Annotated in this window: 18 protein-coding genes and 1 pseudogene; 12 read left to right on the plus strand and 7 right to left on the minus strand. The window is 63.2% G+C overall.

Features of this window, described 5'->3' with window-relative positions; translation table 11 throughout:
- Window positions 1-7: 7 nt before the first annotated feature.
- The 4 genes from QCM77_RS11710 to QCM77_RS11725 all read right to left on the minus strand — a co-directional run bounded on the left by QCM77_RS11710 (window position 8) and on the right by QCM77_RS11725 (window position 6,274).
- On the minus strand, window positions 8-2,875 hold the full coding sequence (locus QCM77_RS11710; protein ID WP_279683721.1) for a PAS-domain containing protein: 2,868 nt from the start codon (window positions 2,873-2,875) through the stop codon (window positions 8-10).
- A 193-nt stretch (window positions 2,876-3,068) separates the two neighbouring features.
- The gene (locus QCM77_RS11715) at window positions 3,069-3,944 is read right to left on the minus strand and encodes an acyl-CoA acyltransferase (protein WP_279683723.1); all 876 of its coding nucleotides are present in this window, start codon (window positions 3,942-3,944) and stop codon (window positions 3,069-3,071) included.
- A gap of 37 nt (window positions 3,945-3,981) precedes the next feature.
- The gene (locus QCM77_RS11720; protein ID WP_279683724.1) at window positions 3,982-4,962 is read right to left on the minus strand and encodes an amino acid--[acyl-carrier-protein] ligase; all 981 of its coding nucleotides are present in this window, start codon (window positions 4,960-4,962) and stop codon (window positions 3,982-3,984) included.
- 94 nt (window positions 4,963-5,056) lie between these two features.
- On the minus strand, window positions 5,057-6,274 hold the full coding sequence (locus QCM77_RS11725; protein WP_279665261.1) for an acyl-CoA dehydrogenase family protein: 1,218 nt from the start codon (window positions 6,272-6,274) through the stop codon (window positions 5,057-5,059).
- A 355-nt stretch (window positions 6,275-6,629) separates the two neighbouring features.
- Here QCM77_RS11725 and QCM77_RS11730 point away from each other — a divergent pair, with 355 nt between their 5' ends.
- The 3 genes from QCM77_RS11730 to mtnA all read left to right on the plus strand — a co-directional run bounded on the left by QCM77_RS11730 (window position 6,630) and on the right by mtnA (window position 9,026).
- Complete coding sequence (locus QCM77_RS11730) at window positions 6,630-6,902, plus strand: phosphopantetheine-binding protein (RefSeq protein ID WP_279683726.1); 273 nt, start codon at window positions 6,630-6,632, stop codon at window positions 6,900-6,902.
- Window positions 6,903-7,025: 123 nt separating this feature from the next.
- Complete coding sequence (locus tag QCM77_RS11735) at window positions 7,026-7,901, plus strand: S-methyl-5'-thioadenosine phosphorylase (RefSeq protein ID WP_279683727.1); 876 nt, start codon at window positions 7,026-7,028, stop codon at window positions 7,899-7,901.
- Between the two features lie 18 nt (window positions 7,902-7,919).
- On the plus strand, window positions 7,920-9,026 hold the full coding sequence (mtnA, locus tag QCM77_RS11740) for an S-methyl-5-thioribose-1-phosphate isomerase (protein WP_279683728.1): 1,107 nt from the start codon (window positions 7,920-7,922) through the stop codon (window positions 9,024-9,026).
- 129 nt (window positions 9,027-9,155) lie between these two features.
- Here the strand turns inward: mtnA and QCM77_RS11745 are convergent, their stop codons facing one another.
- The gene (locus QCM77_RS11745) at window positions 9,156-9,791 is read right to left on the minus strand and encodes an HAD-IA family hydrolase (protein WP_279683729.1); all 636 of its coding nucleotides are present in this window, start codon (window positions 9,789-9,791) and stop codon (window positions 9,156-9,158) included.
- Between the two features lie 111 nt (window positions 9,792-9,902).
- On the opposite strand from QCM77_RS11745, the gene QCM77_RS11750 reads away from it, so the two are divergent.
- A complete protein-coding gene (locus QCM77_RS11750) occupies window positions 9,903-10,661 on the plus strand; it encodes a S1 family peptidase (protein WP_279665253.1) in 759 nt (252 codons plus the stop codon).
- A gap of 124 nt (window positions 10,662-10,785) precedes the next feature.
- Window positions 10,786-12,288 (plus strand): flavin-containing monooxygenase, encoded by a 1,503-nt coding sequence (locus tag QCM77_RS11755; RefSeq protein WP_279683730.1) that lies wholly within the window; start codon window positions 10,786-10,788, stop codon window positions 12,286-12,288.
- 224 nt (window positions 12,289-12,512) lie between these two features.
- Here QCM77_RS11755 and QCM77_RS11760 read toward each other — a convergent pair whose 3' ends face one another.
- Together QCM77_RS11760 and QCM77_RS11765 are read right to left on the minus strand one after the other, a co-directional pair.
- Window positions 12,513-13,442, minus strand: a complete 930-nt coding sequence (locus QCM77_RS11760) for a response regulator (RefSeq protein WP_279683731.1) — start codon at window positions 13,440-13,442, stop codon at window positions 12,513-12,515.
- Window positions 13,426-16,797: a hybrid sensor histidine kinase/response regulator gene (locus QCM77_RS11765; RefSeq protein ID WP_279683732.1), complete on the minus strand. Its 3,372-nt coding sequence runs from the start codon at window positions 16,795-16,797 to the stop codon at window positions 13,426-13,428. Before QCM77_RS11765 ends, QCM77_RS11760 begins: the two co-directional genes overlap by 17 nt.
- A 165-nt stretch (window positions 16,798-16,962) precedes the next feature.
- Here QCM77_RS11765 and urtA point away from each other — a divergent pair.
- The 7 genes and pseudogenes from urtA (at window position 16,963) to QCM77_RS11800 (ending at window position 23,748) form a co-directional block, all read left to right on the plus strand.
- Window positions 16,963-18,220 (plus strand): annotated as a pseudogene (urtA, locus tag QCM77_RS11770) (urea ABC transporter substrate-binding protein).
- A 132-nt stretch (window positions 18,221-18,352) separates the two neighbouring features.
- Entirely contained in the window at window positions 18,353-19,279 is a 927-nt protein-coding gene (gene urtB, locus QCM77_RS11775) for an urea ABC transporter permease subunit UrtB (protein ID WP_279665242.1), read from the plus strand.
- A gap of 19 nt (window positions 19,280-19,298) precedes the next feature.
- Window positions 19,299-20,441 (plus strand): urea ABC transporter permease subunit UrtC, encoded by a 1,143-nt coding sequence (gene urtC, locus QCM77_RS11780; protein WP_279683733.1) that lies wholly within the window; start codon window positions 19,299-19,301, stop codon window positions 20,439-20,441.
- Window positions 20,442-20,505: 64 nt separating this feature from the next.
- Window positions 20,506-21,261, plus strand: coding sequence for an urea ABC transporter ATP-binding protein UrtD (gene urtD, locus QCM77_RS11785; RefSeq protein ID WP_279683734.1), 756 nt, complete (start codon window positions 20,506-20,508; stop codon window positions 21,259-21,261).
- Between the two features lie 69 nt (window positions 21,262-21,330).
- On the plus strand, window positions 21,331-22,020 hold the full coding sequence (urtE, locus tag QCM77_RS11790; RefSeq protein WP_279683735.1) for an urea ABC transporter ATP-binding subunit UrtE: 690 nt from the start codon (window positions 21,331-21,333) through the stop codon (window positions 22,018-22,020).
- Between the two features lie 28 nt (window positions 22,021-22,048).
- Entirely contained in the window at window positions 22,049-23,278 is a 1,230-nt protein-coding gene (fmdA, locus tag QCM77_RS11795; protein ID WP_279665232.1) for a formamidase, read from the plus strand.
- A gap of 92 nt (window positions 23,279-23,370) precedes the next feature.
- Complete coding sequence (locus QCM77_RS11800; protein WP_279665229.1) at window positions 23,371-23,748, plus strand: FmdB family zinc ribbon protein; 378 nt, start codon at window positions 23,371-23,373, stop codon at window positions 23,746-23,748.
- Window positions 23,749-23,804: the final 56 nt, after the last annotated feature.

The following is a 23,804-nucleotide window of genomic DNA, read 5'->3' on the forward strand; positions in this document are numbered from 1 at the left end:
GACATCGTCACGCCACGCGCCGAACTGCGTTCAAGGTCTCGATAACCCGGTCGACTTCCGCCGCCGGGCAGGGCTTGCCGAAATAATATCCTTGCACGGCCGTGCAGCCGCATTCGCGCACGAAATCGAGTTGCTCCACCGTCTCGACGCCCTCCGCCGTGGTCTCGACGCCGAGCACCGAGCCGAGGCTGGCGATGGTGCGGACGATGGCGACGCTTTCCGGGCTTTCGCCGAGCGTGCCGACGAAAGAGCGGTCGATCTTGATGCGGTCGAACGGAAATTTGCGCAGATAGCTCAGCGATGAATAGCCGACGCCGAAATCGTCGAGGCTGACGCGCACCCCTAAGGCGCGGAGTTGGTGCAGGATCTCGATCGTCGCCTCGCTGTCGTCGAGCAGCGCCGTCTCGGTGACCTCGAGCTCGAGCCGCTGCGGCGGCAGGCCGGCCTCCGCAAGTGCGCTTGTGACCATCGCCACCAGCCCGCGCGAGCGGAACTGCACCGGCGACAGGTTCACCGCGACGGTGACATCGCGCCAGGACACGGCAGTCGCGCACGCCGTGCGCAGCACCCATTCGCCGATCGGAACGATCAACCCGTTCTCTTCCGCGATCGGGATGAATTCGGCCGGTGAGACGAAGCCGCGCGATGGATGTTTCCAGCGCAGCAGCGCCTCGAAGCCGGTGAGCTCGGTCGAGTCGAGCCGCACCTGCGGCTGGAACACCAGGTGGAATTCTCGTGCCTCCAGCGCGCCGCGCAGGTCGTGCTCCAGCGCGTGCCGGCTCCGGGCCTCTTCCTCCATCTCGGGCTCGAACAGCTGATAGGCGCCGCGCCCCTTGGCCTTGGCCTGGTACAGCGCGAGGTCGGCGCATTTCATCAGCTCGTCGGCATCGAGCCCGTGCTCGGGCGCGATTGCGATGCCGACGGAGACGCCGACATGGATCGACTGGTTCTCCAGCGGCGGCGGGTGACCGATCACCTCAACCAGGCGTCGTGCGAGCTTTTCCGCCGATTGCGGCTGCGGTCCGCGCTGGAGAACGGCGAATTCGTCGCCACCGAGCCGCGCGACGGTGTCGTGCTCGCCGACGTACTCCTTCAGCCGCGCCGCGACCCAGCGCAACAGCCGGTCGCCGGCCGCGTGGCCGAGGCGGTCGTTGACGGTCTTGAAATTGTCGAGGTCGAAGCACAGCACCGCCATCGCGCCGCCGGCGATCGCGACCTGGTTCAGCCCCTCGCCCATCTTCTCGCGGAACAGCGTGCGATTGGGCAGGTCGGTGAGCGAATCGTGCCGCGCCATGTGCGCGACGCGGGCCTGGGCCTTGTGGCGCTCGGTGACGTCCTCATAGGTGACGACCCAGCCGCCGTGCTCCATTCGCTTGTGATTGAGCTTGATGATGCGGCCGTCGCTCAAATGGCGGTGCAGCGTGTGCTCGCCCTCGCGCAGCCTCTCGACATAGTCGGCATAGAGCCGCGCGGCACTGGTATTTGGATGGATGCCGAGCTCGCAGCTGTGCTCCATGATCTCGCGCGTCGACACACCCGGTTTCACCACGTCGGGCGACAGCCCGTGCATCTCGATATAGCGCCGATTGCAGACGATCACGCGCAGGCTCGAATCGAGCATGCACAGGCCCTGGCTCATGTTGTTCAGGGCCGCGTCGAAGCGCCGATACTGCTCGCTCAACTCCTCGACTGCGTGCTCGCGCTCGGTGATGTCCTCATAGGTGGCGACGAAACCGCCCTCGGCCAGCGCGCAGTAGCGCACCGAGATCATGGTGTCGTTCGACATGCGCCGGCGCATCGGCGAGGAGTCGCGGTCGGCGATCCTCGCGCTGGCGGCTTCCAGGAGCTGTTGCGGACTATATTCGGATGAGAACGCGCCGTTCGCCATCGAGCGCTCGATCAGCTCGGCGAGATGCGTGCCGGGTTTGGTCTCCTCCGGCGACAGCCCGTAGATCTTGCGATAGGTGGTGTTGCAGACGCGCAGGCGCATGTCGCTGTCGAAGAAGGCGAGCCCGTGCGCCATGTTCTCCAGAGCCGCATCGAGGATGAAGTTCTGTTGCCTCAGCGTCTCCTCGTATTGCAGCCGTTCGGTGACGTCTTCGTGTACCGTCACCCAGCCGCCGTCGGGCAGGAAACGGGAGACCGCCTGCACCATCCGTCCGTCATAGCGCATCACCAGCAGGGTTTTCGCTTTCCTGGTGCGCACGTCCTTCAGCCTGGTGTCGTGGAATTCCTCGGCCGACATCCCTGGCAGGTTGCCGCGCGAAAGCCAGTGATCGATGGCCTTGCCGTGCGTGACGCCCGGCTTCACGATTTCCGGGTCGAGGTTGTAGAGGTTCAGAAAACGTTCGTTGCAGACGACGACGCGGCTGTCGGAATCATACATGATGAGCCCGTGCGACATGTTCGCGAGTGCGTGCTGGCTGCGCTCGGTCTGCACGCGCAGCTCCGCCTCAAGTCGGGCGAGGCGGCTGACGTCGTCGCAGATCGTCATCCAGCCGCCGCCGGGAAGCGGCTTCAGCTCGAGTGCCATGACGAGGCCGCTCGCCAGATGCTGCTCGGTCCGGAACGGCTGGCCGTCCGCGATCAGCTTCATCCGCCTGGTATAGAGCGCCTCGAGCTCGCCCGCCGGGAAGTTGCCGAGCGCTGCGCTATGAGCGAGCACGTCGCGATAGCTCGTGCCGACCCGCACGATCTCGGTCGACATATTGAACAGCGTGAGGTAGCGCTGATTGACCAGCACGATCCGGTTGGCCACGTCGTAGACGCAGACGCCTTGCTCCATGTGGTCGAGCGCAAGCTGGCTCAGCCCGACGAGGGCCTTCGGGCCCTCTTCGCGGCGTGCATCAAGCTCGTTGTCGCGGATCGACGTCATGGGGCGGCTGGGTCTCGGCGGGCAATAGACTTAACGCAACGGAATTCAGTCGCCGAGGGTAGCGAAGAGGCGGGAAAATTCCCTTAAGCGCCGTAGTTTACGGAGGGTGACTGGCGATGCAGAGTCGTGTGCCTCGGACGCGGGAACGCGCAACAATCCGCCGGGACGACAGTGAATGCTCGGCCCGGGCGACCTACGGCCCGTAAAGGACGAGCTCCGTATCCGTGAGGTCGGCGAGCTGCGGCCGGTGCGGGCCCTTGAAATACTTGCGGCCGCGCCGCTCGGTGTAGATGCCGACGAGGCCGGGAACCGGGCCGTTGGAATCGATGGCGACGGCGATCTTGCCGAGCCGCAGCAGCAGCCGGCCGATGCGGCCTGCACATTCGGCGTATTCGGCGGCGCTGCGGCAGTAGATCAGCTTCATCGCGGGCGGCGCAATGAAGCCGCGGCGGATGCGCACCGGTTGCAGGATGAAGGGAAACGTTCCATTCGGCGTGCGGCAGACGAGGCTGAGGCAATTGTAGCGCGCATGCCGCGTCAAGAGCTCGGTCTCCGCGTCTGAAAGCCCGTCGATCGTCTTGGCGTGCTGCGAGATGACCTCGATCTTGCTCCAGCGCGGGACGCGCGCCAGCGCAGGTACCGAAAAGAATATGCCGCGACAATAGGCGCGAAAGCCCTGCGTCTCGATGATGGGCCAGGTCCACGGCGCCGGGCTGATGTTGAGATAGGTGACGTCCTTGTGCCGCTGCGCGATCTTGGTCAGCAGCGGCGCGTAGTTGCGGTAGGCCGGATCGACGTACCAGCTCGACAAATTGCACTGGATGGCGGTCTCATCGCCGTCCTTCCGCGCCGTGTAGATCAGCAGCAGCACGCCGACCGGCGTGCCGTCATTGTCGAGCATGTAGCCGAAGCGCGGGTAGCCTTCCGGCACCGGCCGGAAGGCTTGCCGGCGCAGGCCCTGGATCCAGTAGTTGCGCGAGCGGCCGACGAAGCCGCGCGTCAGCAAATCCGCGACCGCCTCAACGTCGGATTCGGTGATCTCGCGGCATCGGACCTTGGTATGGATCACGCTCGTCTTTCCCGTGGAAATGACCGGCCTCGTTCTGTTAGCGCCAGCCTTCGCCATGGGCATCGGCCGCGGTCTGCGGCTGCAGGCCCACGATCTCACGCACCTTGGCGGGCCAGGCGGAAAGGTCGGTGCCGTGGGTGTGGAACATGGCGACGGCCAGGCGGTCCATGCCGAAGGCGACGCAGCCGGTGTGGGCCGGCTCGCCATTGGCGTCCTGGATGTCCCAGGTCGTGCCGAAATGCTCGCGGTGATAGTTGAAGCTCATGCAGGCGGTCGGCTGCTCTTCCGAGCGCAGCGGGATCAGCAGTTCGAACTTGAGCTGCTGCTGCTTCTGGCTCACCGCCTTCATCTGACCGACGCGGCCGAAGAACGGATCGCTGGCATAGTCGACGCGAAAGGTGAGACCGAGATCGGTCGCGATCGCCTGCGCGCGCACCATCCAGCGCTCGCGGAAATCGGCGACGTCATCGGGGCTGCCGATGCAGACATACTCGCGCATCCGGAACGATTGCAGCCGGTCGAGATGCTTCGACGGCTCGCGGCGGAAGCAGTCGGCGGCGACGTCGAAACGCAGGCCACCCTTCGGCAACTGGCCGCGGCTCGCCGCGATCGGATAGACGGGATAGCAGGCCGCCGGCGACAGCACGAGGTCTGCCGGCGAGAGCGAGCTGGTCCAGTCGCCGCCGGCATCGAAGCGGCTTACCGCGGCGTTGATCTCGCGCTCGGTGCCGTGCAGGCCGCAGACGCAGCCGAGCAGGTTCGGAAAGCTCTTGAGGTAGCCGGACTTCTCGAGCTGGGCGCGACTCATCACCGGCGGGAAGCGCATCACTTCGGTGCCGGCTTCGCGATGGCTCGTGATCAGTGCGGCGAGCCGCTCGACGATGCCCTCATAAAGCGCGGTGCGGGCGTAGACGCCGTCCGAGCCCATGGAGTGGAACAGCTTGTCGGCGAGGTGATCAAGCGGATCCGCGATTTGCGGGGCGGTCTCGGGCGAATTGGGGAGGACGGCAATGTTCATGGTTCGATGTCCTGCTATCTCAAAATTGTTCTTGTTGGTTTGGTCGCCAAGATACGTCAGTCACGCCAAGGCACGTCAGTCACGAAAAGGCACGTCAGTCACGAAGGCTCAAGGGCACGCCGCTCATCAGCGTCGACGTCGCGGCATTGGCGAGAATGCGGTCGTTGTTGATCATGATCGGCGACGACAGCACGTCGCGCAGATGGCGGCCCATGGTGAACTCACCGTCGTTGCGGTAACCGGAGAGGCCTGCGGTACGCATCGCATGCATCACGGTCTCGACCGCGAGCTCGGACGCCTGCACCTTCAACAGCGTGATCGAAGACTGGAAGTCGAGCGAGCCGAGCGCACGTTCGTCGTGTTCGGCGCGGGCAAAGGCGTCGATATTGGCTGATATCAGCGCCCGCAGCTTGGCCAGCGACATCTTGGCGGCGGTGAAATGCGCGGCCGCCGGCGGCATCTGGCCGCCTGAGGTGCGGGCCGCCTTGCGGACGAAGGCTTGCGCACGCGTGACCGCGGCAGCGGCGATACCAGCCCAGGCCGAAGACCAGCACAGATGCGCGAACGGCGTCATGGTCTGGGCGTGGATCTTGTCGTAGGATTCCGGGAAGACGCGGTCGGCGGGGCAGTCGACCTTCAACTCGAAACCGGTCGAACAGGTGCCGCGCATGCCGAGCGTTTCCCAGCCCAGCGTCCGCTTCAGCGAATAATCGTCCTTGGCGAGCGCCAGCAGCACCTGGTCAGACGCAGAAGCATCGGTGGCGCGGCGGGCGATGGTGACGAGGCCGTCGGCCTCGGCGCCGTAGGAGATCACGGTGGCGTCGCGCACGAGCGAGACGGTGTCGCCGGCGTGGTCGACCGCAGCCGCGCTGGTGCGGATGTTGCCGCCGTTCTGGCCTTCGGTGGTGGAGGAGGCGAGTAGCCACTGGTCGCGCGCGACCCGGCGCATCATGGTTTCCATCCAGGGAATGCCGTGGCCGTGCCTGACGACGCAGGCGACCTTTGTCGTGTGCATCGCGTAGATCATCGCCGTGGAGGCGCAGGCGCGTCCGAGCGTATAGCAGATGTCGGTGACGTCGTGGATCGAGGCACCGAAGCCGCCGAACTCGACCGGGATCATGACGCCGAGCAGCTTTTGCTCACGCGCGACCTCGAAAGCCTTGTGGGGGAAGCGGGCGTCGCGATCGACCCCGTCTGCGTCGGCAGCCGCCGCAGCGGCGGTTCGGGCGGCGCGTTCGATGAGGGAGGGACCCTGCTCGAGAAAGCTCGTCTGTGTCTCGTCGACAGTGAGGACTGCTTCACGCACGTTCATACTCGTCCGCCTCCGGTTTGCCGTTCGAGATCGTCGGCATCATTCGCGATGCCGTAAGCGATCCTCCGACCATCTTTGCTTATGAGACGAGGCTACGGATTTAATTCAAATTCGTCGATGAAATAGAGGGTAAACAAAACCCAATTCCGAACAGACAGTTAAGGTCCGGTTGTTTGCATCGCCCGAATCTCCGCGGTCGCGTTAGGGATCTGTAAGAGGCCGAAAATCCAGACAATCTGAGTCATCGTTTACTAAGAAACGCGAAGTAATGCTGACGCCCATTGCGGGATCGGGCCGCCGTGCCCATCGTAGCCGGCAACCGGTCCGACCTTTGTCGACAGATGGGAATTTACCGATGCAGGCCTTCGACACCGAATTGCGCAGTCGCATCATCAAGCTGGTGAAGGGCATCCTTGCACAGAACTCGCTCACCGCTGACGTCACGCCGCAGGCCAAGCTCGTCGATGCCGGCCTGACCTCGATGGACATGGTCAATCTGATGCTCGGCGTCGAAGCCGAGTTCGACTTCACGATTCCCCAGTCCGAGATCACACCGGAAAACTTCCAGTCCGTCGAGACGCTGGAGCGTATGGTCGCGTCCCAGCTGCAGCAGGCGACGGCGGCCTAGTCCGGCGCGCTGCCGCCTCTTCCTGACCGCACTTTCCGTCCCGTCACCCCCGTTCCAAAACCGACGTAAAACTGGCATAGCTTCTCCACGGGATTGCGCTGGCGCGAACGGGGTGGAGCAGGCATGACGCAGGCGGTATTGGGCATCATCGGTGGCTCCGGCATCTACGATCTGCCGGGACTGGAGAACGCTCGCGAGGAGGTGATCAAGAGCCCCTGGGGCGAGCCATCGGCGCCCCCGCGGCGCGGCTCCATTGCCGGCCTGCCGATCGTGTTCCTGCCACGCCACGACAAGGGCCACCGGCTGTCGCCCTCCGACATCAACTATCGCGCCAATATCGACATCCTGAAGCGCGCCGGCGTCACCGACCTGATCTCGCTGTCGGCCTGCGGCTCGTTCAGGGAGGAACTGTCGCCGGGCACCTTCGTTCTCGTCGACCAGTTCGTCGACCGCACCCACAAGCGCGAGAGCTCGTTCTTCGGCAGGGGATGCGTCGCGCATGTGTCGATGGCGCACCCGGTTTCGCCGCGCTTACGTATTCATCTTGCCGCGGCCGCTGAAGCCGAGGGCATCGCGTTTGCGCGCGGCGGCACTTATGTCTGCATGGAGGGACCGCAATTCTCCACCTATGCGGAAAGCATGACCTACAAGACGCTGGGCTATTCCGTAATCGGCATGACCAACATGCCTGAAGCGAAACTCGCGCGAGAGGCCGAGATTTGCTATGCCACCGTCGCGATGGTGACGGATTTCGATTGCTGGCATCCCGATCACGACGCCGTCACCGTGCAGGACATCATCCGCGTGCTGACCTCGAATGCCGACAAGGCAAAGGCGCTGGTGGCAGGGCTGGCGAAAGACTTCCCGCGCGAGCATGAGCCGTGCCCGATCGGTTCGGACCGCGCGCTCGATACCGCGCTCATCACTGCGCCCGAGGCGCGCGATCCCGAGCTTTTGAGGAAGCTCGATGCGGTGGCCGGGCGCATCCTGCGGGCGTGATACGAAAGGCAGAATGCCATGAAGGTCGACGGCAAGCATTTCCGCAGCATCTGGCGTGAGCGCGACGGCTGGTCGGTCGGAGCGATCGACCAGCGCCGGCTGCCGCATGAGTTCGTCGTCGCAAAGTTGACCTCATGCGAGGACGCTGCCCTGGCCATCCGCGACATGCTGGTGCGCGGTGCGCCGCTGATCGGCGCGACCGCAGCCTACGGCATGGCGCTCGCGATGCGCGAGGATGCCTCCGACGCCGGCCTGAAGCGCGCTTACGACACGCTTGTGGTGGCGCGACCGACCGCGATCAATCTGAAATGGGCGCTGGACGAGATGCGCACGACGCTCGCGCCGATCGATTCGCCGGAGCGGGCGGAAGCTGCCTATGCGCGCGCCGACGAGATCGTCGAGCAGGACGTCGAGATCAACCGTGGCATCGCCGGCAATGGCCTGAAACTCATCGAGGCGATCGTCGCAAAGAAGAAGCCGGGCGAGACCGTCAACGTGCTGACCCATTGCAATGCCGGCTGGCTTGCGACCGTCGACTGGGGCACGGCGACGGCGCCGATTTATCTGGCGCATGAGCGCGGCATCAAGATCCATGTCTGGGTCGACGAGACGCGTCCGCGCAATCAGGGCGCTTCGCTCACGGCCTGGGAGCTCGGCCATCACGGCGTGCCGCATACCGTGATCCCCGACAATACCGGCGGACATCTGATGCAGCATGGCATGGTCGATCTCGCCATCGTCGGCACCGATCGCGTTGCCGCCAATGGCGACGTCTGCAACAAGATCGGCACGTATTTGAAGGCGCTTGCCGCGCACGACAATAACGTGCCGTTCTACGTCGCGCTGCCGTCGCCGACGATCGATTTTGCCGTCGATGACGGCATCCGGGATATCCCGATCGAGCAGCGCAGCGGCACGGAGGTCACCGACATGACCGGCCGCACCGCAGACGGAAGGCTTGAGACGGTGCGGATTGTGCCGGAGGGCTCGCCGGTCGCGAACTATGCCTTCGACGTGACCCCGGCGCGGCTCGTCACCGGCCTCATCACTGAGCGCGGCGTACTGAAACCCGACCGCGCCTCGCTCGCCGCGGCGTTTCCGGAGCGGATCGCTACGGCGGAGTAGGATGTGTAATCCCTCACCCTGAGGAGCCGCGCTTGCGCGGCGTCTCGAAGGGCGAGGAGCCCGGTGGGGCTTTCATCCTTCGAGACGCGCGCAAAGGCGCGCTCCTCAGGATGAGGGTTGTGAGCGTCGCTAGCTCAGCTTTAATCCCGTCGCGGCTTCCAGTTCGGCGATCGCCTGCGCGCCGCTGGTGACCTTGATCGTCGTCATGCCCATCTCGCGCGCTGGCTTCAGATTGACGCCGAGATCGTCGAGATAGACGCAATTCTTCGGATTGGCGTTGAGCGTCTCGACCATCATCTTGTAGATGCGCGGGTCGGGCTTGCGCAGGCCGATCTTGGCGGACTCGATGACATGGTCGAACAATACCATCACCTCGGCGACATAGAGTGAGCGCCCGGTCATGCTGCCGATCGCATTGGCCGGCAGATTGTTGGTAATGCAGCCGGTCTTGAACTGCGCCTTGATGTGCTTCAGCGCTTCGACCATCTCGGGGCGCAGATCGCCCTGAAGCAGTGGCAGGACGTCACGCCCGCGCACTTCCGCGCCGAGCGTGAGTGACTCCGTCGCGAACAGCTTGTCGAACGTGTCGATATCGACTTCGGCGCGCTCGAACTTGGCCCAGGCGTTTTCCAGATGATTGGCGGCGTTTGTGCGCCGGATGATGTCGATGGGCAGGCCGCGCTCGGTCTCGAACCGCGTGAACGCCTCGAACGGCGAACTCGTCAGCACGCCGCCAAAATCAAAGATCACAGCCTCGATCGTCAAGATCCCGCCCTCGTCAATTGCTTTCCAAGAGCGCTAGCATGCGCTATCGGCAAGGGCCAGTCCGAAGCCATCCCACCGCCGTCACCGATGCCGACACCAAAGCGTGTTTCCATGAAAAAGCTTGTAACCCTCATTACAACCGCGCTGCTGCTCGCCACGCCCGCTTATGCCGTCGTTGGTGGCGGCACGCCGCAGGCCGATGGCGTCGCGCGCGCCGTCGTCACGATCGTCGGCTCGCGCGGCAATTTCTGTACCGGCACCCTGGTCGCGCCAAAGCTGGTGCTCACCGTCGCCCACTGCGTGCAGCCCGGCGCGGACTACAAGATCGTCGATCGCGGCACCGACGGTCAGCCGCAACTGCTGAATGTCCGCACCGTCGCGATCCATCCGAATTTCAACATGCAGGCGATGCAAGCGCATCGCGCTACCGCCGACGTGGCGCTGCTGCAGTTGGAAATTCCGCTCAAGGGAAAATCGACGGTGTCGGTCGGCGCGCCGAATATTCCAATCCAGGTCGGCAGTCGCTTCGTGATCGCCGGCATCGGCGTCACCACGCGCGGTGACGGCAAGAGCGGCGGCACGACGCGTGTTGCCGCGCTCGTTGCGACGGGCCAGCCCGGCACGCTTCAAATTCGGCTGGTCGATCCCGTAACCAACGGTGTTCGCGATGGAATTGGCGCCTGTACCGGCGATTCCGGCGGTCCCGTGTTCGAGGACAAGCCGAACGGTCCCGTGCTCGTCGGCGTCATCAGTTGGTCCACGGGGCCGAACGGAGCCGCCGGCTGTGGCGGGCTGACCGGCGTCACGCCGCTTACGCTCTACCGCGACTGGATCTTGCAGACCGCGCGGAGCTGGGGTGCGGCACTGTGATTTGACCGCGACTTGATCTATGTCATTTTGAAGCGGAAGCGCGATGGGTGACCATGCCCGTCGCGGAGGAAACGCGTCGCCCAATCAAGGGCGGCCACAAAAACAAGCAAGGCAAGAAGCAACAATGAATGTCGCTGTTCGCAGTCACGCCTCGGCCAAACAGGCTTCTGAATATTTCGACGTGCTGATCGTCGGCGCCGGCATCTCGGGCATCGGCAGCGCCTATCACATGACAAAGCAGCTTCCGGGTGCGAGCTTCGTCATCCTGGAAACGCAGGCGACGTTCGGCGGCACCTGGACCACGCATCGGTATCCCGGAATTCGCTCCGACAGCGACCTCCACACCTTCGGTTATAGCTTCAAGCCCTGGGTCGGGCCGCCGATCGCAACCGCCGAGGAAATCCTCGCCTACATGAACGAGGTGATCGACGACAACGATATCGCGCGGCATATCCGCTACAAGCACAAGATAAATTCGGCGAGCTGGTCGAGCGAGCAAAACCTCTGGACCATCGAGGCGGTGGCGACCGACACCGGCGAAGCGAAAACCTTCACGGCGAACTTTCTCTGGATGTGCCAGGGCTATTACCGCCATTCGGAAGGCTATACGCCGGAATGGAAGGGCACGGACCGCTTTAAGGGCCGCATCGTTCATCCGCAGACCTGGCCTGATGATATCGACCTCGCGAACAAGAAGGTCGTCGTGATCGGCTCGGGCGCGACGGCGGCGACGCTGGTGCCGAACATCGCCGACAAATGCGCGCATGTCACGATGCTGCAGCGTTCGCCGACCTATTTCCGCCTCGGCCGCAACGCCATCGAGATCGCGGAGGAGCTGCGCAGGCTTCAGGTCGACGAGGAATGGATTCACGAAATCGTCAGGCGCAAAATCCTGTTCGAACAGGATGCGTTCACCAAGCTTTGCGTGTCAAAACCCGAGCAGGTGAAGAAAGAGCTGATCGGCCAGATCAGCGCGGTGCTCGGTCCGGACTACGATGTCGACACACATTTCACACCGAGCTACCGGCCGTGGCGGCAGCGCATCGCCTTCGTGCCCGATGCCGATCTGTTCAAGGGCATTGCCAGCGGCAAGGCGTCCGTCGTCACCGACGAGATCGAATGTTTCGTCGAGAACGGCATCCAGCTCAAATCCGGCAAGCTGCTCGAAGCCGATATCGCCGTCACTGCGACCGGCTTCAATCTCGCCGCGCTTGGCGACATCGCCTTCGAGATCGACGGCAAGCCGCTCGCCTTCGGCGACACTGTCACCTATCGTGGCATGATGTTCACGGACGTGCCGAACATGGTCTGGGTGTTCGGTTATTTCCGCGCCAGCTGGACGCTGCGCGTCGATCTCGTCGCCGACTTCGTCTGCCGGCTGCTCGGGCACATGAAGACCAAGGGCGCGAAGAAGGTCGAGGTGAGCTTGCGTGCCGAGGACCACAACATGCCGATCCTGCCCTGGATCGATCCGGAAAACTTCAACCCCGGCTACATGATGCGCAACATGGAGCTGCTGCCCAAGCGCGGCGACAAGCCGGAATGGCAGCACAGCCAGGACTACTGGACCGAAAAGGACGAGATCCCGAAGACGGATCTGGATGACCCGGCGTTTGTGTATGGGTGAGGAGCGCTGGAGTGGGTCGCTGGATCAAGGCAGTGGCCGCCACAAACTCTCGTGTCGTCCCGGCGAAGGCCGGGACCCATACCGCGGAATCTATCGGTCGCGGATGGTCGCCGTACCGAACGACTAATCTTCGCCAAACTTTGCCTTGTGGTTATGGGTCCCGGCCTTCGCCGGGACGACACTGTTTATTCGGCGAGTAGCGTCTCAACTCACTCGCAGCAAGGTTACGAATTCCGCCTTGTCGCATTCGTTGCAATCGCCGCGGCAGCCGTCCGGTTCTCGACGCCGAGCTTGGCGTAGATCTGCTCGAGATGCTTGTCGACCGTGCGCGGGCTCAAGCCCAGAATTTGCGCGATGTCGCGATTGGTTTTGCCCTTGCTGAGCCAGGCCAGCACCTCGCCTTCGCGGGTGGTGAGGCCGAGCTCGCTGGTGAATTCGGGTGGCGGCGCGGTGCCGGACTCCTTGGAGAGCCGCAGCAGGAACTCGTTCGGCGCGGTCTCGCCCATGTAGTAGAACCGGAGCTGAGGATTGTCGGGCAAGGAAGCCGTCTGAGACTTCGAGCTGCCCTTGCCCTTCGCCTGCTCCAGCCATTGTAGCAAAGATAGTGGCAGGACGAAGTCGTCGGCGGCCTGTGCGCCGTGATGATCCGCCAGCAGCTTCTGCGCCTGCGGGGTCGCCCACAGCACGTTGCCCTGGCGGTCGACCGCGAACAGGAAACGGCCGGAGACGTCGAGCGCGGCGCGCGCGCTCTGCGTCAGCCGCGCATTGCCGAGATGGACGCGGATGCGCGCCAGCATTTCTTCGATCACGATCGGCTTTGTCACGTAGTCGACGCCGCCGGCCTCCAGCCCGCGCACGATGTGCTCGGTCTCGGCCAAGCCGGTCATGAAGATCACGGGGACATTGGCGAGACCTGCATCGCGCTTGAGCCGGCGGCAGGTCTCGAATCCATCGATGCCGGGCATCACGGCATCCAGCAGCACGATGTCGGGTGTGATCTGATCGACGATGCGCATCGCGGCGGCGCCGTCGAGCGCCACCATCACGGTCATCCCGGCGCCGTCGAGCGCGTCGGTCAGCAGCCGCAGCGTCTCCGGGGAGTCGTCGACAATGAGCGCGACGTCACGCTTTTTCGACTCAATGCTCATACGCATGCAATGTTTTCAATGTGGCCATGTACTGGTCGAGATCGAAGCGGTCGACCAGCGACCGCATTTCCGCGACGAAATCGGCATGTTCAGGGTGCTCGCTGCCGATCTCGTCCAGCTTCAACTGGATAGCCTTGACGTAGCCGATCTGACCGAGCCCGATCAGCGCCTCGATGTGTTGTACCGGCGGCCGCGAGCCGCTCTCCGGCCGCCACAGCGGCACGGCGATCTCCTCCGAGCCGTATTGCCATTCGAACTTGAGAAGCTGGCGAACGCTTTCCAAAAGCCTGGGAATGTCGATCGGCTTCATCAGATAGCCGTCGTGGAAGGGCTGCGCCAGCGGTGTGCCGTGCGCCTCGAGCGCGCTGGCCGACACCATCAGGATGCGCGCCTGATGGTGGCCATTCGCGCGCAGCGTCTCCGCGACCGTCCAGCCGTCCATGCCCGGCATGGAGATGTCGAGCAGGAACAGGTCGGGCCGGCAGTGCTGGGCCAGCGCAAGGCAGCCCGGTCCGTCGGGGGCGCTGAGCAGGATGAAGCCGAGCGGTGTCAGCACTTCGCGCAGGAGGTCGCGATGCACGGGATCGTCGTCGGTGATCAGGATGGTCTTGCGCGCGCCGTGGTAGCCGGAGATCGGGGCCTCCACCGGCGCGATGCGCCGCGGATTGGTCACCTCCGACAGCAGCATCTTGACCTTGAACGCGCTGCCGCTGCCGACCGTGCTCAAGACCTTGATGTCGCCGCCCATGACGCCGGCGAGCAGCCGGCTGATGGTAAGGCCGAGCCCGGTGCCGGTCTGCGGCTGCGAGACACCGAGCGCGCCGCGTTCGAAGGGTGCGAAGATGCGTTCGAGATCGTCGCCCTGGATGCCGGGGCCGGTGTCGATCACTTCAAATTCGGCAACGGGGCTGCGATAGTGCACCACGAATTGCACACTGCCGGTCTGGGTGAATTTGATCGCGTTGGACAGCAGATTGATCAGCACCTGGCGCAGCCGTTTCTCGTCGGCATAGACCACGACCGGCAAATGCGCCGGCCGCCTGAACACGAAGTCGATGCCCTTGGCAGCGGCTTGAAGGCGGAACATGCCGACGAGCTGGTCGAGGAATTCGCTCAAGCGCACCTCGTCGCGCGACAGATACAGCCGCCCCGCCTCGATCTTGGAGATGTCCAGAATGCCGTCGATCAGGCCGGAGAGGTGATCGGCGCTGCGGCGGACGACGCGGACCTGGTCGCGCGGCTTGGTGTTGAGCGTCGCGTCCTGCTCCAGGAGTTGGGCATAGCCGCTGATCGCATTCAGCGGCGAGCGCAGCTCGTGGCTCAGGCCCACCACGTAGCGGCTCTTGGCGAGGTTGGCAGATTCGGCGATTTCCTTGGCGCGCTGGAGCTCGGCGTCGGTGCGCTTGTGCGCGTCGATCTCCTGGATCAGCAGCGTGGTCTGCCGCCGGGTCTCGGCCTCGGCGGCGCGTCGGCTCTGCTGTGCCAGCACGAACAGCCAGGCCACCACCCCGATGATGATGCTGAGCGAGAAGAACACCTTCCAGAGCACGTTGGAGACGAGCATGTTCTCGCCAGGCACGCTGACCGAGGTCTGGAGATAGATCAGCCCCAGCACCAGCGCGACGAGGCCCGCGGAGACCACGAATACGCCAATGTAGTGGCCGAACTGCGAGTTGATCCGCTGATAGATCGACTGCGGCAAGATCCTGGCGAGGACGTCGGCGAACTGCACCTGCGCGCGCGCATGCGGTTTGCACAAATCGTGGCAGCGCGCATCGAGCGAGCAGCATAGCGAGCAGATCGGGCCGGCATAGGCAGGACAGGAGGTCATGTCCTCCGGCTCGAAATGGTGCTCGCAGATACAGCACTGGATCGATTCGATATTGGCCCAGCTCTTCTTCGGCTTGCGCGCGATGTAGTATTTTCCGTCGGTGAGCCAGGCGATGACAGGCGCGGTGACGAAGGCGACCGTCAGCGCGACAAAGGCTGCGAGCGCCTTCATGGTCGGGCCGAACAGGCCGTAGAATGTCGCGATCGAGACGATGGTCGCGATCGTCATCGCGCCGACGCCGACCGGGTTGATGTCGTAGAGATGGGCGCGCTTGAACTCCATCTGCGGCGGCCGCAGGCCGAGCGGCTTGTTGACCACGAGATCGGACACCAGCGCGCCGACCCAGGCGATCGCGACATTGGAGTAGAGCGCGAGCGTCTGCTCCAGCGCCTTGTAGACGCCGATTTCCATCAGCAGCAGCGCCACCATCACGTTGAACACCAGCCAGACGACCCGGCCGGGATGGCTATGCGTCAGACGCGAGAAGAAGTTCGACCAGGCGATCGAGCCTGCATAGGCATTGGTGACGTTGATCTTGAGCTGCGACAGGATCACGAACGCGCCGGTGAGCGCCAAGGCCATGTCCGGCTGCGACAGCACGTAGCGAAATGCTTCGAGATACATGTGCGCGGGCTCGGCCGCCAGCTCGCTGGAGAGGCCATGGCTCAGCGCGAAGAAGGCGAGAAACGAGCCCAGCAGCAGTTTCAGCGCGCCGAAGATGATCCAGCCGGGGCCCGCGATCAGCAGGGCGGCCCACCACGACGTTCGCGATGTGCGGCGGTCGCGCGGCAGAAACCTGAGGAAGTCGACCTGCTCGCCGATCTGGGCCACCAGCGAAAACACCACGGAGGATGCGACACCGAACAGCAGCAGATCGAAATGCCCGCTGGGGTCGCCGTGCTCGCCGGCGAATTTGCGCCACTCCGTGAACGAGTAAGGGTTGGCCCAGGCGATCGCGGCAAAGGGCAGGATGTGCAGGATGATCCAGATCGGCTGCGTCCAGAGCTGGAAGCGGCTGATCAGCGTGATGCCGTAGGTGACGAGCGGGATGATCGCGACCGCGCTGATGAGGTAGCCGATCGGGCGCGGAATGCCGAAGCACATCTCGAGTGCCGTCGCCAGGATCACCGCCTCGATGGCGAAGAAGATGAAGGTGAAGGAGGCGTAGATCAGCGAGGTGACGGTCGAGCCGATATAGCCGAAACCGGCGCCGCGCGTGAGCAGGTCAATGTCGATGCCGCATTTGGCTGCGTAATAGGCAATCGGCACGCCGCAGAGGAAGATGATGGTGGAGACGACGAGGATCGCGGCGGTGGCGTTGGTAACGCCGTAGTTCAGGGTGATGGTGCCGCCGATCGCCTCCAGCGCGAGAAAGGAGATGGCGCCGAGTGCAGTGTTGGCGACGCGGGCAGCGGACCAGCGGCGCGCGCTCTTGGCCGTGAAGCGCAGCGCGTAGTCTTCCAGCGTCTGGTTGGCGACCCATTGGTTGTACTGGCGCCTGACGCGATCTATTCGCTGCCGCCCTGCCACTTAACCCCCGCTCCCGAACTCCCGGACCTCTCGCGAAACCCGTACCAAAAGCCTACGTCGTCATTTTGCGGTGCAGTATACGCGATCTTGCGTATGCTTGCAGTGCACAAATTCGAGCCATCCTCACGGACCAATCGCGTGTCCTCGAACCAAAGTGGGGTGCTCATGTCAGACGAAGCAAACAAGGGCCTATTGTCGCCGCTACGGCGCAAATTATTGATGGGAATGGCGGCCGTGCCGGCCATCACGATGCTGCCGCGAGCATCTTTTGCGCAGGCCCCGGCGACTTCGGCGGTCAATACCACGGGCCTCGGTCACTGACACTGAGGTGACGGTCGGCATCCTGCATTCGGCGACCGGCACCATGGCCATCTCCGAGACCGGCTCGATCGAAGCCGAAAAGCTCGCCATCGAGCAGATCAACGCCATGGGCGGCGTGCTCGGGCGCAAGATCAAGTTCATCCAGGAAGACGGCGCCAGCGACTGGCCGACCTTTGCCGAAAAGGCCAAGAAGCTGCTCGTCAACGACAAGGTCGCGGCGATCATGGGCTGCTGGACCTCGGCATCCCGCAAGGCCGTGCTGCCGGTCATGGAGCAGTACAACGGCATGCTCTATTACCCGACCTTCTACGAAGGTCTCGAGCAGTCCAAGAACGTGATCTACACCGGCCAGGAAGCCACCCAGCAGATCCTCGCCGGCCTGAACTGGATTGCCAAGGAAAAGGGCGCGAAGTCGTTCTTCTTCGTCGGCTCCGACTACATCTGGCCGCGCACCTCGAACAAGATCGCGCGCAAGCATGTCGAGAACGTGCTGAAGGGCAAGGTCGTCGGCGAGGAGTACTATCCACTCGGCAACACCCAATTCAACTCGGTCATCAACAAGATCAAGCTGACCAAGCCCGACGTGATCTTCACCGACGTCGTCGGTGGATCGAACGTGGCGTTCTACAAGCAGCTCAAGGCCGCCGGCATCGACCTCTCCAAGCAGGCGCTGCTGACGATCTCGGTGACCGAAGACGAGATCGACGGCATCGGCGGCGAGAACATCGCGGGCGCCTATGCCTGCATGAAGTACTTCCAGTCGCTCGACAATCCGAACAACAAGACTTTCGTGCCGGCGTTCAAGAAGATGTGGGGCGAGAAGACCGTGATTGGAGACGTCACCCAGGCTGCCTATCTCGGCCCGTGGCTGTGGAAGTTGACGGTGGAGAAGGCCGGCTCCTTCGACGTCGACAAGATCGCGGCAGCTTCGCCGGGCGTCGAGTTCAAGGGCGCTCCGGAAGGCTATGTGCGCATCCACGAAAATCATCATCTCTGGTCCAAGACCCGGGTGGGGCGCGCCAAGCTCGATGGCCAGTTCGAGTTGATCTTCGAGACCGCCGATCTCGTCGAGCCGGATCCATTCCCCAAAGGCTACCAGTAACAGCCGCGACGTCGCCCTCGGTTTCCCTTGAGACCAAGCCTCTCCCTGGCGTGGACCGCAAATCCACGCCCAAGACCCCCGCGTCGCGAACCTGCTCGCGACGCGGGACCCTTTCCCCGACGGAGGACATCGATGTTCGGCGACTATTCGCTTGGTGATCTTGGCTCCATCTTCGTCATGCAGGGCTTTGCGGGACTGATCCTGTTCTCGGTCTACGTCCTGATGGCGCTGGGACTTGCGATCATCTTCGGCCAGATGGGCGTCATCAACATGGCCCATGGCGAGTTCATGATCCTCGGGGCCTACGTCACCTGGATGACTTCGAATTTCTTCCAGTCCTATTTGCCGAGCCTGTTCAGCGGCTACTTCTTCCTCGCGATGATCCTGGCCTTTGTCGCATCCGGTGCGCTGGGAATGCTGGTGGAATGGGTGCTGATACGGCATCTCTACAAGCGCCCGCTGGATACGCTGCTCGCGACCTGGGGCCTCAGCCTGATCCTGCAGCAGGCCTATCGTTCCGTGTTCGGCGCGCGCGAGGTCGGCGTCGAGCTGCCGCAATGGATGCTCGGCTCGCTGCACGTCAGCGACAGCATCGAAGTGCCGATCAACGGCGTCTTCGTGATGTGCCTCACCGTCTTGATCACGGTCGCCGTCGCCTACGTGATGTATAAATCGCGCTGGGGTCGGCAGGTGCGCGCCGTCGTGCAGAACCGCATCATGGCCGGCGCGGTCGGCATCAACACCGAAAAGGTCGATCGTTACACTTTCGGCCTCGGCTGCGGTATCGCCGGCGTCGCCGGCAGCGCCTTCACCATGATCGGCTCTACCGGGCCGACGTCCGGGCAGCTCTACATCGTCGACACATTCCTGGTGGTCGTGTTCGGCGGCGCCGCGAGTTTGATCGGCACCATCGCCTCGGCTTTCTCGATCTCGCAGACGCAATCCACCCTCGAGTTCTTCTTGTCGGGCTCGATGGCCAAGGTGCTGACACTGCTCGCCGTCGTCGGAATCCTGATGCTGCGGCCGCAGGGGTTGTTCGCCCTCAAGGTCCGCAAGTGAGAAACGGAAGGCTGATGCAATGACCGATAACCGCTTCTTCAACCGATCGGAGCTCATCGGAATTCTGTTGCTCGCGGTCTTCCTTGTGGTGATCCTTCCGCTCACGCTCGACGTCTTCAGGCTCAATCTGGTCGCGAAATATCTGACCTATGCCTTCGTCGCGCTCGGGCTGGTGGTCTGCTGGGGTTACGGCGGCATTCTGAGCCTCGGCCAGGGCGTGTTCTTCGGGCTCGGCGGCTACTGCATGGCGATGTTCCTCAAGCTCGAGGCATCGAGCGTGGAGAACACCAAGATCCAGTCGACGCCCGGTATTCCGGATTTCATGGACTGGAATCAGATCACCTCGCTGCCGCTGTTCTGGAAGCCCTTCAACAGCCTTACCTTCACGATCGCCGCCATCATTCTCGTGCCCGGCATTTTCGCCTGGATCATCGGCACCGCGATGTTCAAGCGCCGGGTCGGCGGCACCTATTTCGCGATCATCACCCAAGCTGTCGCGGCCATTCTCACCATCCTGATCGTGGGCCAGCAGGGCTACACCGGCGGCATCAACGGCATGACCGATCTGCGGACGCTGAAGGGCTGGGACATCCGGCCCGACCACGCCAAGGTCGTGCTGTACTTTTTCGAAGTCGGATGCCTGTTCGTCTGCATTATGATCGCGCAGTTCATCCGGCACTCCAAGCTCGGACGCATCCTGGTCGCGATGCGCGAGAAAGAGGACCGGGTCCGCTTCTCCGGTTATAGCGTCGCGAACTTCAAGATCTTTGCCTTCTGTATCGCCGCAATCTTCGCCGCGATCGGCGGTGCCATGTTTGCGCTCAATGTCGGCTTCATGTCGCCGTCCTTTGTCGGCATCGTGCCGTCGATCGAAATGGTGATCTACACCGCGGTGGGCGGCCGGCTGTCGATCCTCGGCGCGGTCTACGGCACGCTGCTGGTCAACTTTGCCAAGACCAGCCTGTCGGAAACATTTCCAGAATTGTGGCTGTTCGGACTGGGCGGGTTGTTCATCGCCGTGGTCCTGGCCTTTCCGAACGGCCTTGCCGGGATCTGGGGCGACTATGTGCAGCCGCGCATCGACGGCCTGATCTCGTCGCGCAAACCGAAACCCGCCGGCTGGACCGAAGGCTCGGTCGCCGACGGCGCCCCGGCGGAGTGAGGAGATCATCATGCTCGTAGGTCACCACGATGCCGATGCCACGCTGGCAGTGAGGAGATAGATCATGCTCGTCGGTCATCAGCCCAAGGAATTCCTGCTCGCCGTCGAAGCGCTGACCGTGTCATTCGACGGGTTCAAGGCGGTCAACGATCTCTCCTTTTACGTCGACGAGAACGAAATCCGCGTCATCATCGGGCCGAACGGCGCCGGCAAGACCACCGTGCTCGACCTCATCTGCGGCAAGACCAAAGCAACGTCAGGCTCGATCCAGTTCCGCGGCAAGGAGCGCACGCGGATGAGAGAAAACGAGATCGTCAAGACCGGCGTCGGGCGCAAGTTCCAGAATCCGTCGATCTATGACGATCTCACGGTGTTCGAGAATTTGGAGATTTCGTACCCGCGCGGCCGCTCGGTGTTCGGCGCGCTGACCTTCACGCGCGACGCCGCCGTGCGCGACCGGGTGCATGAAGTGGCCGAAATGATCTTCCTGAAGGATCGGCTGAACGTGAATGCCGATCTGCTCAGTCACGGCCAGAAGCAATGGCTCGAGATCGGCATGCTGCTGATCCAGGATCCGGACCTGCTGATGCTCGACGAGCCCGTCGCCGGCATGAGCGTGTCGGAGCGTGCCAAGACCGCCGAACTGCTCAACCGCATCATCAAGAACCGTTCGGTGCTGGTGATCGAGCACGACATGAAATTCGTCGAGGACATCGCGCACAAGGTCACCGTGCTTCACCAGGGCCAGATCCTCTCGGAGGGCACCATGGAGAAGGTGAAGAACGACCCCAAGGTCGTCGAAGTGTACCTCGGCCACTAGCGCATGATTCCGGAAAGTGGCGTCCGGTTTCCGGACAAGATCATGCGCAAGAAATAAGGAGCAACGCCGATGCTGGCAATTTCAGACCTCCACGTCGCCTACGGCCAGAGCGAGGTGCTGCACGGGCTCAACGTCAAGGTAGCGCCCAACGAGATCGTGGCGATCATGGGCCGCAACGGCATGGGTAAGACCACGCTGATGAAGTCGCTGATGGGCATCCTGCCGACCAAGAGTGGCTCGGTGACCATGGACGGCGCCGAGCTTGGCAATTTGCCGAGCTACGAGCGGGTGGCCAAGGGCCTCGCCTATGTGCCGCAGGGCCGCATGATCTTCTCCACCATGACGGTGAAGGAGAACATCGAGACCGGGCTCGTGGTCTCCGGCGGGACCGAGGTGCCGGCCGACATCTACGAACTGTTTCCGGTGCTGCTGGAGATGAAGGGCCGCCGCGGCGGCAATCTTTCCGGCGGCCAGCAGCAGCAGCTCGCGATTGCGCGTGCGCTCGCGACCAAGCCGAAGGTTCTGCTCCTGGACGAGCCGACCGAAGGCATTCAGCCGTCGATCATCAAGGACATGGCGCGCACGCTCAAGCGCATCCGCGATGAAAAGGGGCTGTCGATCGTCGTGTCCGAGCAGGTCCTGAGCTTTGCGCTCGATATCGCCGACCGGGTGCTGGTGATCGAGAACGGCGAGATCGTGCGCGACGATCCGCGTAACGCCGTCGATGCCGCGCAGGTCTCGAAATATCTGTCCGTCTAACCAACCGTGTAAAAAGGGGAGCATCTCGATGCCAGAGACACTGATCAAGGTCGATCTCACCAAGTCGCCCTATGAAAATGATATGGTGCATAACCGCTGGCACCCCGACATTCCGATCGTGGCCTGGGTCAATCCTGGCGATGATTTCATCATCGAGACCTATGACTGGACCGGCGGCTTCATCAAGAACAACGATTCCGCCGACGACGTACGCGACATCGATCTGTCGATCGTTCACTTCCTCTCCGGCCCGATCGGCGTCAAGGGTGCCGAGCCCGGCGACCTCCTCGTCGTTGATCTGCTCGACGTCGGTCCGATGAAGGAGAGCCTGTGGGGCTTCAATGGATTCTTCTCCAAGCAGAACGGCGGCGGCTTTCTCACCGACCATTTCCCGTTGGCGCAGAAGTCGATCTGGGACATCAAGGGCCTCTACACCTCGTCGCGCCACGTACCCGGCGTCAATTTCGCCGGCTTGATCCATCCCGGCCTGATCGGCTGTCTGCCCGATCCGAAGATGCTGGACACCTGGAACAAGCGCGAGGCCGAGCTGATCGCGACCAACCCGACCCGCGTGCCCGGCCTTGCCAATCCGCCATTCGCGCCGACCGCTCATGGCGGCCGCGCCAAGGGCGACGTCAAGGACAAGATCGGCGCGGAAGGCGCGCGCACCGTGCCGCCGCGCGAGCACGGCGGCAATTGCGACATCAAGGACCTCTCGCGCGGCTCGAAGATCTACTTCCCGGTCTATGTGCCCGGTGCCGGTCTCTCGATGGGCGATCTGCACTTCAGCCAGGGCGACGGCGAGATCACCTTCTGCGGTGCGATCGAGATGGCCGGCTGGCTGCATCTGAAGGTCGAGGTGATCAAGGACGGCATGGCGAAATACGGCATCAAGAACCCGATCTTCAAGCCGTCGCCGATCACGCCGAACTACAAGGACTATCTGATCTTCGAGGGCATCTCGGTCGACGAGGCCGGCAAGCAGCATTATCTCGACGTCCACATCGCCTACCGCCAGGCCTGTCTCAACGCCATCGAGTACCTGAAGAAGTTCGGCTACTCAGGCGCTCAGGCCTATTCGATCCTCGGCACCGCGCCGTGCCAGGGGCACATCTCCGGCGTGGTCGACGTGCCCAATGCCTGCGCCACGCTCTGGCTGCCGACGGAGATCTTCGACTTCGACGTGATGCCGTCGTCGGCAGGGCCTATCAAGCACATCAAGGGCGATATCCAGATGCCGATCTCGCCCGACAAGTAATCCCTGCACGAGGCGGATGCGGGACGGCGTAACTGCCGCCCCGCATCCGCCGCGGGACAGTCTCTCACAGGCAACAGCGTAGGGATGATGCGATGCCGGTCTATGAATATCTCTGTGACGATTGCGGTCCGTTCAAGGACCTCAGGCCGATGGCCGAATACGACGATCCGCAGGCCTGTCCAAGTTGCGAGACCATGGCGCCTCGCGTGATTCTGACCGCGCCGAATTTCTTCTGCATGCCCTCGGAAAAGCGAAAAGCACACGCCGTCAACGAGCGCAGCACCCACGCGCCGCAGACGCTTGCGCAATACAAGGCCTCGCATGGCCCCGGCTGCGGCTGCTGCTCGACGGGAAAAAACTCGTCGGACAAGAACTCATCGGACAAGAAAAAGCCGGCGCGGCTGGTGACCAAGACCAGGAGCGGTGCCAAGGGTTTTCCGACCGCGCGGCCCTGGATGATCAGCCACTGATTCACGCGGCTGACTTACCGGCGGCAATCTCAAACAAATAAAGTACAGGAGCGGCC

Origin of the sequence: Bradyrhizobium nivariense, assembly GCF_029846695.2 — a bacterium.
Classification (GTDB): domain Bacteria; phylum Pseudomonadota; class Alphaproteobacteria; order Rhizobiales; family Xanthobacteraceae; genus Bradyrhizobium.